This window comes from Streptomyces sp. NPDC007856 (assembly GCF_042868225.1).
Lineage (GTDB): Bacteria > Actinomycetota > Actinomycetes > Streptomycetales > Streptomycetaceae > Streptomyces.
This window is the reverse complement of record NZ_JBIAEC010000001.1, coordinates 683,867-697,320: the sequence shown is the minus strand read 5'-3', so window position 1 is coordinate 697,320 and position 13,454 is coordinate 683,867. Positions and strand designations below refer to the sequence as shown.

General features: G+C 70.4%; 12 protein-coding genes, 2 tRNA genes and 1 pseudogene. 6 read left to right on the top strand and 9 right to left on the bottom strand.

Translation table 11 applies throughout. The features are described 5' to 3' along the window. Position 1 precedes the first annotated feature (1 nt). Positions 2-1,012, top strand: a complete 1,011-nt coding sequence (gene rsgA / locus ACFYOH_RS03340) for a ribosome small subunit-dependent GTPase A (RefSeq protein ID WP_388620656.1) — start codon at positions 2-4, stop codon at positions 1,010-1,012. A gap of 87 nt (positions 1,013-1,099) precedes the next feature. Then, complete coding sequence (locus ACFYOH_RS03335) at positions 1,100-1,423, top strand: DMT family transporter (protein ID WP_388620654.1); 324 nt, start codon at positions 1,100-1,102, stop codon at positions 1,421-1,423. A 203-nt stretch (positions 1,424-1,626) separates the two neighbouring features. Here the strand turns inward: ACFYOH_RS03335 and ACFYOH_RS03330 are convergent, their stop codons facing one another. Continuing rightward, on the bottom strand, positions 1,627-2,235 hold the full coding sequence (locus ACFYOH_RS03330) for a TetR/AcrR family transcriptional regulator (protein ID WP_388620652.1): 609 nt from the start codon (positions 2,233-2,235) through the stop codon (positions 1,627-1,629). Positions 2,236-2,423: 188 nt separating this feature from the next. Here ACFYOH_RS03330 and hisN point away from each other — a divergent pair, with 188 nt between their 5' ends. Then, complete coding sequence (gene hisN, locus ACFYOH_RS03325; protein ID WP_388620650.1) at positions 2,424-3,224, top strand: histidinol-phosphatase; 801 nt, start codon at positions 2,424-2,426, stop codon at positions 3,222-3,224. A 149-nt stretch (positions 3,225-3,373) separates the two neighbouring features. Beyond that, positions 3,374-3,769: a cyclic nucleotide-binding/CBS domain-containing protein gene (locus tag ACFYOH_RS03320; RefSeq protein ID WP_388620648.1), complete on the top strand. Its 396-nt coding sequence runs from the start codon at positions 3,374-3,376 to the stop codon at positions 3,767-3,769. 104 nt (positions 3,770-3,873) lie between these two features. Here ACFYOH_RS03320 and ACFYOH_RS03315 read toward each other — a convergent pair. Continuing rightward, a pseudogene (locus ACFYOH_RS03315) lies at positions 3,874-4,770 on the bottom strand (catalase); the annotation flags it as partial. 106 nt (positions 4,771-4,876) lie between these two features. Between ACFYOH_RS03315 and ACFYOH_RS03310 the strand changes: the two are divergent. Beyond that, positions 4,877-5,293 carry a Fur family transcriptional regulator gene (locus ACFYOH_RS03310; RefSeq protein WP_388620646.1) on the top strand — a complete coding sequence of 139 codons (417 nt, stop codon included), beginning with the start codon at positions 4,877-4,879 and terminating at the stop codon, positions 5,291-5,293. Between the two features lie 132 nt (positions 5,294-5,425). On the opposite strand, the gene ACFYOH_RS03305 is transcribed toward ACFYOH_RS03310, so the two are convergent. The 4 genes from ACFYOH_RS03305 to ACFYOH_RS03290 all read right to left on the bottom strand — a co-directional run bounded on the left by ACFYOH_RS03305 (position 5,426) and on the right by ACFYOH_RS03290 (position 10,631). Further along, positions 5,426-5,499 (bottom strand) — tRNA-Met (locus ACFYOH_RS03305). A 68-nt stretch (positions 5,500-5,567) separates the two neighbouring features. After that, complete coding sequence (locus ACFYOH_RS03300) at positions 5,568-7,376, bottom strand: tetratricopeptide repeat protein (RefSeq protein WP_388620644.1); 1,809 nt, start codon at positions 7,374-7,376, stop codon at positions 5,568-5,570. A gap of 203 nt (positions 7,377-7,579) precedes the next feature. After that, positions 7,580-7,653, bottom strand: a tRNA-Met gene (locus tag ACFYOH_RS03295). Positions 7,654-7,694: 41 nt separating this feature from the next. Then, a complete protein-coding gene (locus tag ACFYOH_RS03290) occupies positions 7,695-10,631 on the bottom strand; it encodes a UPF0182 family protein (protein WP_388621070.1) in 2,937 nt (978 codons plus the stop codon). Between the two features lie 164 nt (positions 10,632-10,795). On the opposite strand from ACFYOH_RS03290, the gene ACFYOH_RS03285 reads away from it, so the two are divergent. Beyond that, positions 10,796-11,338: a PPA1309 family protein gene (locus tag ACFYOH_RS03285; RefSeq protein ID WP_388620642.1), complete on the top strand. Its 543-nt coding sequence runs from the start codon at positions 10,796-10,798 to the stop codon at positions 11,336-11,338. 71 nt (positions 11,339-11,409) lie between these two features. Here ACFYOH_RS03285 and ACFYOH_RS03280 read toward each other — a convergent pair whose 3' ends face one another. The 3 genes from ACFYOH_RS03280 to ACFYOH_RS03270 all read right to left on the bottom strand — a co-directional run bounded on the left by ACFYOH_RS03280 (position 11,410) and on the right by ACFYOH_RS03270 (position 13,362). Further along, positions 11,410-12,507 (bottom strand): PDZ domain-containing protein, encoded by a 1,098-nt coding sequence (locus ACFYOH_RS03280; protein WP_388620640.1) that lies wholly within the window; start codon positions 12,505-12,507, stop codon positions 11,410-11,412. 50 nt (positions 12,508-12,557) lie between these two features. Next, positions 12,558-12,731, bottom strand: coding sequence for a hypothetical protein (locus ACFYOH_RS03275; RefSeq protein WP_385316635.1), 174 nt, complete (start codon positions 12,729-12,731; stop codon positions 12,558-12,560). Between the two features lie 172 nt (positions 12,732-12,903). Beyond that, on the bottom strand, positions 12,904-13,362 hold the full coding sequence (locus ACFYOH_RS03270) for a molybdenum cofactor biosynthesis protein MoaE (RefSeq protein WP_388620637.1): 459 nt from the start codon (positions 13,360-13,362) through the stop codon (positions 12,904-12,906). Between the last annotated feature and the right edge of the window lie 92 nt (positions 13,363-13,454).

Below are 13,454 nucleotides of genomic sequence, written 5' to 3'. Positions count from 1 at the left end.
CATGCGCCGCTACGGCAAGCACACCGACGAGGACGACATCCGTACCCGCCCCGGCCGCCGGGGCACCCGGCCGCGCACGAACATCCGGCCCAAGCACGAGGACGCCGCCGAGGGCCTGGTCCTCACGGTCGACCGCGGCCGGCTGACCTGCCTGGTCGACGACCGGACCGTGATGGCGATGAAGGCCCGCGAGCTGGGCCGCAAGGCCGCGGTGGTCGGGGACCGGGTGGCCCTGGTCGGCGACCTGTCCGGCAAGAAGGACACGCTCGCCCGGATCGTACGGATCGAGGAGCGCACGTCGGTGCTGCGGCGCACGGCCGACGACGACGACCCGTTCGAGCGGGTGGTCGTCGCCAACGCCGACCAGCTGGCGATCGTCACGGCCCTGGCCGACCCGGAACCGCGCCCGCGTCTGATCGACCGCTGCCTGGTCGCCGCCTTCGACGGCGGCCTGGAGCCGCTGCTGGTCATGACCAAGTCGGACCTCGCACCGCCGGACAAGCTGCTGGAGCTGTACGGCGCCCTCGACATCCCCCACGTCGTCACCAGCCGCGAGGAACTGGAGGACGGGGATGCCGCGGACCGGGTGCGGGAGTACCTGGACGGCAGGGTGACGGCGTTCGTCGGCCACTCGGGCGTCGGCAAGACGACCCTGGTCAACGCGCTGGTGTCCCAGGAACGCCGGCGTTCGACGGGACACGTCAACGCGGTGACGGGCCGCGGCCGCCACACCACGACGTCGGCCCTCGCCCTGCCCCTGACCGATGTGGACGGCTGGGTCATCGACACCCCGGGCGTGCGCTCCTTCGGCCTGGCCCACATCGACCCGTCCCGTGTCATCCACGCCTTCCCGGATCTCGAACCCGGCACGGAGGGCTGCCCGCGCGCGTGCAGCCACGACGAGCCGGACTGCGCGCTGGACGCCTGGGTCGCGGACGGCCACGCAGACCCGGCGCGCCTGTACTCGCTGCGCCGCCTGCTGGCCACGCGGGAGCGCAAGGAAGGCGACTGAGCCGCCCTGCGTTGTTTGCCGGGGCCCGGGTTCGGTAAGTGCATAATCGCACCGAGCCGGAGATCCGGATCAACGGGAGGACCGCACATGGCGTGGCTGCTGGTCATCGTGGCCGGGATGCTGGAGACCGGTTTCGCCGTGTGCCTGAAGCTCTCGCACGGGTTCACCCGCCTCTGGCCGACCGTCGCCTTCGCCTCGTTCGCCCTCGGCAGCTTCGGCCTGCTGACCCTGTCCCTGAAGAAGCTCGACGTGGGCCCCGCGTACGCCGTGTGGACCGGCATCGGCGCGGCCGGGACCGCGATCTACGGCATGGTCTTCCTCGGCGACCTGGTCTCCACCCTGAAGATCGTCTCGATCAGCCTGGTCATCGTCGGGGTGATCGGGCTGCAGTTGTCGGGGTCGGCGCACTGAGGGCACGCGATGCTCCCGCGACTGCCCCGGTGGATGAAGGAGTCCGGCCATCGCGCCGAGGTGCTGGCCGGCCTGGAGCGGCTACGCACGCGTCGGAGCGCGCGGCCCCCGCGCACCGGTCCGACGCCGCCCACGAGCACGGCGACCACGCCCGGCCGTACGGCGCCCGGTACTTCCGGGGTGGCCCCTGCTGAGACCTGGACTCACACCAACTGGCGTGGGACGACCGCCTGGATCAGCTCCGCCACGCCGCCCTCCCCCGGCGGTGCCGCGACGCAGGACAGGGCGAGGCGTACGGCCAGTTCGCAGGGGCGGGTCAGCTCGGCGGGATCGGCCAGGGTGGCGGCGTGGCCGGTCAGGGCGGTGACGGCGCGGTCCCGCACGATCCGTACGAAGTCGCGGGGCGTGGGCAGCGGCCCGTCCGCGCGGCGCTGGGCCGGCACCGAGGAGGAGGACGGCACGGCGGCGAGCGGCGGCGTGGGCAGCCGTTCGCTCCAGCAGCCGGTGAGCATGGCCCGTACCAGTTCGTTGTCCCGCGCGGCGGAGCGCGTCCACTCGGCGACGGCGGTGAGCCGTTCTCTCGGCTCGCCCGGCCCGGCGAGCGCCCGCTCGACTCCGGCGAGGTACCCGTCGGCCTCCCGCCGCACCAGCGCCCGCGCCAGCCCGTCCTTGCTCCCGAACTCGTTGTACAGGGTCTGCCGGGACACGCCCGCCGCCGCTGCCACGTCGACCATCCGCACCGCGGACCACGGCCGGCGCGCGAGCGCCGTATGGGCGGCGTCCAGTAGGGACTCCCGGGCAGCAGGCATCATCGCCTCCCTGGGTCAGAGCGGCTCTGCGCCCAGATTTGACGCGCTTGTATGCACTGTCAAGGGTTCGCGGCAGTACGGGTCGGTGGACCGACGCGCCTGTCACCACGGCCCCACCGGCACCACAAGCCCACGACACCGCCCCGTCCCCTGGTAGCCCCGTACCGACCCCGGCAGATAGCGTTCGTCACATGCCGGACTACCTCGACGATCTGCGCCTGGCCCACGTCCTCGCGGACGCCGCCGACGCCACCACCATGGACCGCTTCAAGGCCCTCGACCTGAAAGTGGAGACCAAGCCGGACATGACCCCGGTGAGCGAAGCGGACCAGGCGGCGGAGGAACTCATCCGGAACCACCTCCAGCGCGCACGCCCGAGAGACTCGGTCCTCGGCGAGGAGTACGGCGTCGAGGGCTCCGGCTCCCGCCGCTGGGTGATCGACCCCATCGACGGCACCAAGAACTACGTACGCGGCGTGCCCGTATGGGCGACCCTCATCGCGCTGATGGAGGCGGGCGAGGGCGGCTACCACCCCGTCGTCGGCGTCGTCTCCGCCCCCGCCCTCGGCCGCCGCTGGTGGGCCGCCAAGGACCACGGGGCCTTCACCGGCCGCAGCCTGACCTCCGCGACCCGCATCCACGTCTCCGCCGTCGGCAAGCTCGCGGACGCGTCCTTCGCCTACTCCTCCCTCTCCAGCTGGGAGGAACAGGGCCGCCTCGACGGCTTCCTCGATCTCACCCGCCAGGTGTGGCGCACCCGCGCGTACGGCGACTTCTGGCCGTACATGATGGTCGCCGAGGGATCCGTGGACATCTGCGCGGAGCCGGAGCTGTCGCTCTGGGACATGGCCGCCACCGCGATCGTCGTCACGGAGGCCGGCGGCAGCTTCACCGGCCTCGACGGCCGCCCGGGCCCGCACAGCGGGAACGCGGCGGCGTCCAACGGTCTGCTGCACGACGAGTTGCTGGGGTATCTCAACCCGCGCCACTGAGACCCGGGTGCAGTCCCGATACGCCCTCAACTGGCGCCGCGCGCCCCCTTGTTGACCGCACCTTTACCTGTCACCCTGAAGTCACCCCCACTTGTGAACTTGTGAATCCAGGAACTAACCCACTGGATTCCTAGGAGGTGGCCCCATCCATGCTCGTCCGTGACGCCATGAGCACGGTGATCCTCACCGTCGGCCCCGCCCACACCCTCCGCCAGGCAGCCGCCCTGATGTCCGCACGCCGGGTCGGCGCCGCCGTCGTCCTCGACCCGGACGCCGGCGGCATCGGCATCCTCACCGAACGCGACATCCTCAACTCCGTCGGCCTCGGCCAGAACCCCGACACGGAACGCACCCACGCCCACACCACCACCGACGTCGTCTTCGCCGCCCCGACCTGGACCCTGGAGCAGGCCGCACGCGCCATGGCCCACGGCGGCTTCCGGCACCTGGTCGTCCTCGATCGCGGCGAGGTGGCCGGCATCGTCTCGGTCCGCGACATCATCCGCTGCTGGGCCCCGACCCGCGAGCCCGCAGCGGTGCTCTGAGCAGTCCCGGGCCAGGCATGTGACCCAGCGGAACGGGCCGGACCCCGAGCACCAGGGGGTCCGGCCCAGCGGCACGGGCGTGCCGCCGATCTGTTGTCTCCGACTCAATACGGCCGGCTCGGTACGACCGACTCACAGCCGCGCAGCGCCTGCACCGCCGCCTTCAGCCGCTTGCCGAAGCCGGCGTCGGCGTCGGCGTTGCGGAAGTTGCCGATGGCGCGCTCGACGATGTCCTCGCGCGAGACCTGGGAGACGGCACCCGCCAGGTTCGCGATCAGGCGGTCCCGCTCCTCCTGCGACATCAGCCGGTACAGGTTGCCCGCCTGCACGAAGTCGTCGTCCTCGGCGTGCGCCGGCGTCGCGTGGTCGAAGCCGTTCGGCTCATAGTTCTTCGCCGAGCCGTGCCGGCCGTCGTAGAGGTGGCCGTCACGGGAGTTGGTGCGCGCCTCGGTGGCGTGCGGACGGTTCACCGGCAGGTGGTCGGCGTTGATGCCGACGCGGTAGCGGTGCGCGTCGCCGTACGCGAAGAGGCGGCCATGGAGCATCTTGTCGGGCGAGGGGCCGATGCCCGGCACGAAGTGCGCGGGGCTGTAGATCGACCGCTCGACCTCGGCGAAGATGTTCCGCGGGTTGCGGTTCAGCTCCAGCCTGCCCATCTCGATGACCGGGTAGTCCGCGTGCGGCCGCACCTTGGTCAGGTCGAACGGGTTGAAGCGGTACGTCCCTGCGTCGGCCGCCGGCACGATCTGCACACCCACGGTCCAGCTCGGGAACTCCCCGCGCTCGATCGCCTCACGCAGCTCGCGCTGGTGCGAGTCGGGGTCCTTGCCCACGAGCACCTCGGCCTCTTCCGTGTGCGAGCCGAAGCCGTCCATGTGGCGGTACGACGCCGGGATGGTGTGGATGAAGTCGGGGAACTTGATCGCGTCCCGGATGAAGAAGACCGGGGTGTTGTTGCCGACGAGGTCGTAGTTGCCCTCCTCGGTGGAGAACTTCAGTGCGAGCCAAAGCCGCGCTCGATCCATGTTGGACAGGTTCTAAATCAAAGATCGATCCAAAATCACACCTATTCCCGTCCTGGTCCCCCTTGCTGTTAGGCTTGGGTCCATGAGCGACCTTCTGGAACGGCTGCGTGGACGCGGATGGCGGATGACCGCGCAGCGGCGCGTCGTCGCCGAGGTCCTCGACGGCGAGCACGTCCATCTGACGGCCGACGAGGTCCACGCACGGGCTGTCGCGAAGCTGCCCGAGATCTCCCGGGCGACCGTCTACAACACGCTGGGTGAGCTGGTCTCGCTCGGCGAGGTGCTGGAAGTCGCGACGGACAAACGCGCCAAGCGCTACGACCCGAACGCGCACCGGCCGCACCAGCACCTGGTCTGCGCCCAGTGCGGCGCGATCCGCGACGTCCACCCCACGGGCAACCCGCTCGCCGACCTCCCCGACACCGAGCGTTTCGGCTTCACGGTGTCGGATGTCGAGGTGACGTACCGGGGGCTGTGCCCGGACTGCGCGCGGGCGTGAGCGAACGCTGGAGAGGGGGCGCAAGCCCCCTCTTTTTTCTGCCCTGCGCGCCCGAACTCCTGGATCTCCCGGATCTCCCGGATACGACTGAGGGCCGGAATCCATCTCTGGATTCCGGCCCTCGGCCTTCAGTAGCGGGGACAGGATTTGAACCTGCGACCTCTGGGTTATGAGCCCAGCGAGCTACCGAGCTGCTCCACCCCGCGTCGGTGAACACGACATTACGTGAGGGAGGTCGACGGAAGCAAATCAGTTACCGGGGACGTGGCCGGGCTCACGCCGAGAGCTCCTCCCGCAGCGCATCCCGCAACCGCCCCGCCCGCTCCGAAACCTCCGCCGGCCCCAGCTCGACCGCCCGGTCGGCCCACCGCTGGCCCTCCGCCAGCTCCCCCCGACGCGCGTAGACCAGGGCCAGCCGCAGCGCCGCCCGGCCGTGCCCGGCGTCAGCCGCTCGCGTCCACCACACCGCGGCCTCCGGCTCGCTCCCCTCCCGCGCGAGCAGCAGCCCGAGGTTGAAGGCGCCGTTGCGCGACCCGGCCTCCGCCGCCGCCCGGTACCAGCGCGCCGCCTCGACCACGTCACCCCGGGCCGCCGCGAGCATCCCGACCCGCACCTGCGCCCGCCGGTGCCCCTGGGTCGCCGCCCGCTCGTACCACTCCTCGCACTCGGTCTTCTCGTGCACGATCTCGCCCAGCTCGTGTGCCGGCTCCGGCGGCCGCCGCGCGTCGAGCAGCGCGGCCAGCCGGTACGCCGCCTCCGCGCTGCCCCCGCCCGCCGCGCACCGCAGATGCCGCTCGGCCTCCTGCTCCTCGCCCGCGCGCAGCCGGGCGATCCCGACCTGGAGCGCGGCCTCGGTGTGCCCGGCGGCGGCCGCCCGCTCGTACCAGCGCAGCGCCATGGCCTCCTCGCCGCGTCCGGCGTAGAGGATGCCGAGGTTGAACGCGGCGTCCACGCTGCCGGCCTCGGCGGCCTTGGAGAACCACGGCTCGGCGCCGGTGGTGTCGCCGCCCTGGAGCAGCAGGATGGCCAGCGCGTTGGCGGCCTCCCGGTGCCCGGCGTAGGCGGCCCGCCGGTACCACTGCTCGGCCTGCGCGGTCCGCCCCTGCTCGGCGCAGAGCAGCCCGAGGTTGTAGGCGCCGTTGTCGTCACCGGCGTCCAGCGCCGCCCGGTACCAGCGCTCGGCGGTCTGGGTCTCGCCGCGCTCGGCGTGCAGTGCGCCGAGGGCGTTGGCCGCGTTGCCGTCGCCCTCCTGGGCCGCGCGCAGCCACCACACGGCCGCGCTCTCGGTGTCCCCGGCGTCGCGCAGCAGAAAGCCGAGCGCGCAGGCGGCGCGGGCCTCGCCGTCCTTGGCGGAGGTCAGATACCAGCGCCCGGCCTCCTTCAGATCCCCGCGCTTCTCCAGGATCGCCCCGAGGTGCAGCGCGGCCCGCCGGTGGCCGCGCGCGGCGGCCTGCCGGTACCACTGCTCGGCCTCGGCGACAGCGTTGTCGGCCCCGGCCTCGTCCTCACGCCCGGCCGTGTCGAGCGCGCGCGCCAGCCGGTAGGCGGCCTCCCGGTGCCCCCGCTCGGCCGCGGCCCGCATCCAGGGCTCGGCGCCGACGTCCCCGCGGTGCTCCAGCAGGTCGGCGAGCGCGTAGGCGCCGAGGACATGGCCCTGCTCGGCGGACTGGCGCAGCCAGTACTCGGCGGCGGGCTCGTCCCCGCGCTCACGGTGGTAGCGGCCCAGGGCGTGCGCGGCGGCCGCGGAACCGGCGACGGCGGCGATGCGCCACCAGCCGGCGGCCTCCTCGGGGTAGCCGCGCTGGTGCAGCAGGACACCCAGGTTGTTGGCGGCGGCCCGGTCACCGGCCGCGGTGGCGGCTCGCAGATGGGTTTCGGCTCCGTCGAGGTCGCCGCGGCGCAGCAGCATGGCTCCGAGGACGCTGGCGGCCTCGGCGTCGCCGCTCTGCGCGGCGAGTCCGAGGCGTACCTCCTCGGCGGCGTCCCCCGTGTCGGTCATCTCGTCACGGGACGGTTCCCCACCGGAAGGCTGCACAAATCGCCCTGACTCGAACAGAGTTGCCTTGTCCCCCATAACGTCCATCGTCGCACCACCTGCACCCCGGGTACACCCGGTATACCGCAGCCCGTGAGGTCACTTCAGCGTTTTGTCGACATGCCCACAGGACGACAAGTCAAACACACACCCCGCAACTCCCCACGGCGGCGCGGCCGTCCCTCCCCTCAGCACATGAGTTCGCACACCACGAAGGCCCGGATCCTTGGGATCCGGGCCTTCGACTGCAGTAGCGGGGACAGGATTTGAACCTGCGACCTCTGGGTTATGAGCCCAGCGAGCTACCGAGCTGCTCCACCCCGCGCCGTTGCCTGTCAACCGTACCACGACGTGGGGCGCCCTTGATCAAGTGCCCTTTTTGCCGGTGCTCTTGTCGGCGTTCTTGCCACCGCCGGACTGACCTGCCTTGGCCTCCGCCTCCCGCGCCCGCTGCAGCGCGTCCTTCAGGTCCTTCTGGGCCTTGGCGTACGCGGTCCAGTCCGGTCCGTTCGGCCCCTGCAGGGCCTTCTGTCCGGCGTCGTACGCCTTCTGGGCGTCGCTCAGGGCCTGTTGGACGGTCGGGTTGGCCGACGTGGGGGGATTGGGGGTGCCGGTGTCGGGCGGGGTGGTCGAACCCTGCACCCCGAACACCTTGTTCAGCGCCTCGTCCAGGGTGTTCTCGAAGGCCGTCTTGCCGTTGTAGGTGACCAGAACCTTGCCCAGCAACGGGTACTTGAGCTTACCGCCGAGGACGTAGACCGGCTCCGCGTACAACAGTCCGCCGTCGAGCGGCACGGTCAGCAGATTGCCGTACTCCACCTTGGAATGTCCCCGGGTGAGCAAGCTGATCGTCTCCGCGATGTCCGGCCGGGAGTTGAACTGGCTCTGCACCTGTTTGGGACCGTCGGCCGTCGTGCTGGTCGGCAGTTTCAGGATTCTGATCCTGCCGTAGTCACTGGCGCCCGGGTCGGAGTCGACCGCCATGAACGCGCTGAGGTTGTCACGTCCGTTCGGCGTGAACGTCGTCGTCAGCGAGAACGACTGCCTGCTCTGGTCCGGCATCTTCATGCTCAGGTAGTACGGCGGCACCGCGCTGCCCGAGTCGTTGGTCGGGTCGTCGGGCACCTGCCAGACCTCGCTGCCGGTGAGGAACGTCTGCGCGTCGGTCACGTGGTAGCGGCTGAGCAGCTCGCGCTGGACCTTGAACAGGTCCTGCGGATAACGCAGATGGGCCAGCAGGTCCTTGGAGATGGTGCTCTTCGGCTGCACCGTGCCCGGGAACGCCTTCATCCAGGTCTTCAGCACGGGGTCCTGGCTGTCCCACTGGTACAGCTTGACCTCGCCGGTGTACGCGTCGACGGTCGCCTTCACCGAGTTGCGGATGTAGTTGACCTGGTTCTGCTGGGCCACCACCGCACGGTTGTTGTTGGCGGCGGTCAGCGAGTCGGCCGTCGTGTCGCCCAGGGTCGTACGCGAGGAGTACGGGTAGCCGTTCGACGTCGTGTACGCGTCGACGATCCACTGGATACGACCGTCCACGACCGCCGGATAGGCGTCCCCGTCGATGGTCAGCCAGGGGGCGACCGCCTCGACGCGCTCCTTGGGCGTACGGTTGTACAGGATCCGCGAGCCCTTGCCGATCGCGCCCGAGTAGAGGATCTGCGGCTCGTTGAACGCCACCGCGTACGCGGCCCGGTTGATCGGGTTGTCGAGGTTGACGCCGCTGTTGCCGGTGTAGCTGAAGGTCTTCTCGTCGCCGTTGTCCGCCGAGTAGTCGACCTCCTTCTGCGGTCCGCCGACGATGGAGTACGTGGTGGTCTTCTCGCCGTAGTAGACGCGCTGTTCGTATGCGCCGAGGTCACCCTTGGACGGCAGGTTGGACTCGGTGAAGACCGGCTGGCCCTGGTCGTCGGCCTCGGTGCCCTTGGCGGCGACCACGCCGTAGCCGTGCGTGTAGCGGAAGTGGTCGTTGATCCAGTTGTTCTTCGGGACGCCGTCCAGGTTCAGCTCGCGCAGGCCGATGACCGTGTCCTGTTCCTTGGCGTCCCTGGCGTCCTTGCCGTCCTGCGGGGGGTAGCGGTCGACGTCCAGATTGGTCGGGAAGGCGTAGTAGTTCTTCATCTGCTGCGCCTGCTGGAACGTCGGCGAGACGATGTTCGGGTCCATGATCCGGATGCTCGCCGCGTCGTCCGCGTCACCGCGCAGCCTGGTCGTGTCCGAGGTCGTGGACTTGCCGGCGTACTCGGTGACCTTGGTGTCGTCGATGCCGTACGCCTCGCGGGTCGCCTTGAGGTTCTTCTGGACGTACGGGGCTTCCTTGGCCTGCTCGTTGGGCTGGACCTGGAACTTCTGCACGATCGCCGGGTACAGCCCGCCGATCAGGATCGCCGAGAGGACCATCAGGCCGAAGCCGATGACCGGCAGCTGCCAGGTGCGCCGCCACAGCGTGGCGAAGAACAGCAGCGCGCAGATGACGGCGATGCAGAACAGGATCGTCTTCGCCGGCAGATAGGCGTTGGCGTCGACGTAGCGCAGGCCGGTCCAGTTGCCGGTCGCCTTGAAGTCGCTGGACTTCACCGCGAGGCCGTACCGGTCGAGCCAGTAGGCGACCGCCTTGAGGGCGACGAAGATCCCGAGCAGCACTGACAGGTGCCCGGTCGCGGCGGCGGTGGCCCGCGCGCCGGGGCTGGTGACGCGCAGCCCGCCGTACAGATAGTGCGTGAGCGCGGCGGCGATCAGGCACAGGACGGTGGCGGCGAAGCCGAAGCCGAGCAGAAAGCGGTACCAGGGCAGATCGAAGGCGTAGAAGGAGATGTCGAGGTGGAACTGGGGGTCCTTCTGGTGGAAGGGCACGCCGTTGACCCACATCAGCCAGGTCCGCCACTGGCCGGCGGCGGAGGCGCCGGCGATCAGCCCGACGAGCGCGGTGACGGCGAGCAGCAGCCACTTCTTGTACGGCGCGATGCCCATCCGGTAGCGGTCGAGGCTCTGCTGCTCCATGGACATGGCGCTCAGCGGGGGCCGCAGGCGGTGCGCGAGCCAGATGTTGACCCCCACGGCGACCGCCATCAGCAGACCGAAGACGAAGAAGAGACCGATCTTGGTCCACAGCGTGGTCGTGAACACGGACGAGTAGTGCACCGACCGGTACCACAGCCAGTCCGTCCAGAAGCCCGCGAACATGGTGAACGCCATGCCGAGGACGGCCAGGACGCCCAGCGTCATGAGCAGGGTCCGGACACCCCGGGGCGGTCGTCCCGCTCTGATCCGCGGCCCCGTCGGGCCTCCGCCGCGGTCCGGCATCTGGAAAGCCAAGGTGCGCACCTCGAAGTTCGCTGTCGATCCGTCAGGCCCTCGTGTTCGCGGACCCGCCGTGGCCCCCCGTGATCGCGGACCCACACCTATGCAACTTACTCACGCGTTCCTCGGTTCCCGATTCCGGTGTGGAACGAGGCAGGATTGTGACCATGTCCAACACTCCCATGGCAGCGAGCCCGCTCACCCGGGCCGTACTCGAGATCGACGAGTACGTCTCCGGCCTCGGCTGGGACCAGCCCGCTCGCCTCTTCGCCCTTGTCGACACCGCACGGCTGCGGGCCCAGGAACCCGCGCTCGCGGCCCAGCTGGGCCTTGAGGACGAGTCCGCCTCCGCCGGTCTCACCCCGATCGAGCAGGACGAGATCCCGTCCGGCAAGCCGCTGGACGAGTTCCTCGGCACCATCGCCTGGCCGGACGCCGTGGCCGGCTGCGCGCTCTCGGTGGAGCGCCTGATGCTGCCGCCGTCAGCCGAGGCTCAGGTACCGAAGAACCTGAGCGAGGCCAAGCTGGCCCAGTGGGTGGCCGACCACCCCGAGCGCCAGGAGGTGCGCATGACGGTCGCGGTGCTGCGCGACGGCGGCCGCGAGTCGGCGCTGCGGCTGCGCGAGAAGGACTCCCCGACGGAGGTCCTGACCGGCCCGGACCTGGTGCCCGGCCTGGCGGCGGCCCTGGCGGCGACGTTCGCGGACTGATCCGGCCCGGTTCGGTACGGCGCTGGGGGCGGCCCCGCCTCAGGGGCGCCCCCAGCCGTGTCACAGGCCGGTCAGCCCTTGGTGGTGCACTTGGGCAGGGCCGCGGTGTTCCCGCTGCGGATGTCCTTCAGCGCGCCGAGCGCGTCGCCGATGTTCTTCACCTTGACCAGGGTGAGCCCGCTCGGGGTGTCCTTGGCGGCGGCCGCGCAGTTGTCGGCGGGCGTCAGGAAGTACTGGGCGCCCTTCTCGCGCGCGCCGACGGTCTTCATCTCGACGCCGCCGATCGGCCCGACGGTGCCGTTGTCGTCGATGGTGCCGGTGCCCGCGACGAACTTGCCGCCGGTCAGGCTGCCCGGGGTCAGCTTGTCGTAGATGCCGAGGGCGAACATCAGACCGGCGCTGGGCCCGCCGACGTCGGCGAGCTTGATGTCGATGCTGAACGGGAACGTGTGGTCGGTCCCGGCCGAGATGCCGACGACGGCCCGCTTGGCGCCGCTGTCGTTGGAGGTGGCCGTGGTGATCGTGACGTCCTGCGTCCTCGTCGCCGCCCTGTGCGCCTTCTCGGCGGCGGCCTGCTCCTTGGCGGGGACGACGGTGAAGACGACCTTCTGCCCGGGCTTGTGCCGGGTGACGAGCTTGGCGACGTCGGTGGGCTGCTTCACGGCCGTGCCGTCGACGGCCTTGATCACGTCACCGGCGTGCAGCCTGCCCTGGGCGGGTGAGTCCTTGACGACGGTGGAGACGATCACCCAGGACTTCACCGGGATGCCCAGTTCCTTCAGGGCGGCGACCTTGGCGCTCTCCTGGGACTGGCTGAACTCCTCGGCGTTCTGCTGCGAGGACTGCTCCTCGGTCGTCCCGTTCGGGTACAGCGTGTCGTGCGGGACGACCTTGGTGTCGTGGTCCAGCCAGCCGTAGACGGCCTCCACCAGGTTCATGCGGAAGTCCGCGCTGGTGACCCGGACGGTTGTCATGTTCAGGTTGCCGCTGGTCTTGTACGTGTCGTGCCCGGTGATCTGCAGCACCGGCTCGCCGTCGTGGTCCCCGAGCGTGTTCACGGTCGGGCCGGGGGACATCTCCGAGTACGGCACGGGGATGAGCACTCCCGCGCACAGGAGCGCGATCAGCATCAGGGTGGAGGCGAGCATCGTCGCGGTGCGGCGTGGCATGCCACGACAGTACGGGACGCCTCTGTCAGCACACCGTCAGGGCACCCCCGTCACGCCCCGCCGGCACCCGTGTGGGATCTCTCCATGGCCTCGCGGAACCGGGCATACCCGTCCAGCTCCGGGCCGTCACCGCGCACCTTACGAGTCCGATTGGCCCAACTGCCCCACAGTCCGCCGCCGACCGCGGCCACCAGCGGAATGAGCAGCCAGACAAGCGCCCCCATGCCGACCTCCCAACGCCATGAGCGTCCGCAACTGACTGATCAGCAGATTAACCATCCGCACTGACAACGCTCACGCGAGGGTGCCGGTTACGCAACACGGGGTAGCCCGTGTGCTCCGAGTGACCCAGCTCAGCAGGCCCCGTCAGCCGACCACCACCCCTCAACGACGGCGCTACGCGCCGACCCATTCATCGGTACCGTCGGAGAACCTCTGGTGCTTCCAGATGGGCACTTCGTGCTTGAGGTCGTCGATCAGCTTCCGGCAGGCGTCGAAGGCCTCGGCCCGGTGCGGACAGGCGACACCGACGACCACGGCGAGATCCCCGACCCGCAGGTCCCCCACCCGGTGCACGGCGGCCAGCGCCCGCACCGGGTACTCGGCCACCACCTTCTCGGCGATCCGCCGCATCTCGGCCTCGGCGCTGGGGTGGCAGGAGTACCCGAGGGCGTCCACGTCCGCGCCCCCGTCGTGGTTCCGCACCGTCCCCACGAACAGGGCGATGCCGCCGGCCGCGGCGTCCCCGACGGCCTGGAACACCTCGTCCACGGAGAGCGCGGTCTCCCGGACACCGATCAACTTGATGGGATCCTGTGCCGCCTGCTCACCGGGGTGCTCGTTCGCGTGTGCCATGCCCCCATCGTGCCGCACGCCTGTGACACCGGGGAATACGAGATTCACCAGGCACGCGCGCGGGGCGTTTTGGATGCTTGTACCACTCGGCC

Excerpts from the sequence above, each read along its gene's own strand:
- rsgA (WP_388620656.1), top strand. The coding sequence starts at position 2 with ATGCGCCGCTACGGCAAGCACACCGACGAGGACGACATCCGTACCCGC.
- ACFYOH_RS03335 (WP_388620654.1), top strand. The coding sequence starts at position 1,100 with ATGGCGTGGCTGCTGGTCATCGTGGCCGGGATGCTGGAGACCGGTTTC.
- ACFYOH_RS03330 (WP_388620652.1), bottom strand. The coding sequence starts at position 2,235 with ATGATGCCTGCTGCCCGGGAGTCCCTACTGGACGCCGCCCATACGGCG.
- hisN (WP_388620650.1), top strand. The coding sequence starts at position 2,424 with ATGCCGGACTACCTCGACGATCTGCGCCTGGCCCACGTCCTCGCGGAC.
- ACFYOH_RS03320 (WP_388620648.1), top strand. The coding sequence starts at position 3,374 with ATGCTCGTCCGTGACGCCATGAGCACGGTGATCCTCACCGTCGGCCCC.
- ACFYOH_RS03310 (WP_388620646.1), top strand. The coding sequence starts at position 4,877 with ATGAGCGACCTTCTGGAACGGCTGCGTGGACGCGGATGGCGGATGACC.
- ACFYOH_RS03300 (WP_388620644.1), bottom strand. The coding sequence starts at position 7,376 with ATGGACGTTATGGGGGACAAGGCAACTCTGTTCGAGTCAGGGCGATTT.
- ACFYOH_RS03290 (WP_388621070.1), bottom strand. The coding sequence starts at position 10,631 with ATGCCGGACCGCGGCGGAGGCCCGACGGGGCCGCGGATCAGAGCGGGA.
- ACFYOH_RS03285 (WP_388620642.1), top strand. The coding sequence starts at position 10,796 with ATGTCCAACACTCCCATGGCAGCGAGCCCGCTCACCCGGGCCGTACTC.
- ACFYOH_RS03280 (WP_388620640.1), bottom strand. The coding sequence starts at position 12,507 with ATGCCACGCCGCACCGCGACGATGCTCGCCTCCACCCTGATGCTGATC.
- ACFYOH_RS03275 (WP_385316635.1), bottom strand. The coding sequence starts at position 12,731 with ATGGGGGCGCTTGTCTGGCTGCTCATTCCGCTGGTGGCCGCGGTCGGC.
- ACFYOH_RS03270 (WP_388620637.1), bottom strand. The coding sequence starts at position 13,362 with ATGGCACACGCGAACGAGCACCCCGGTGAGCAGGCGGCACAGGATCCC.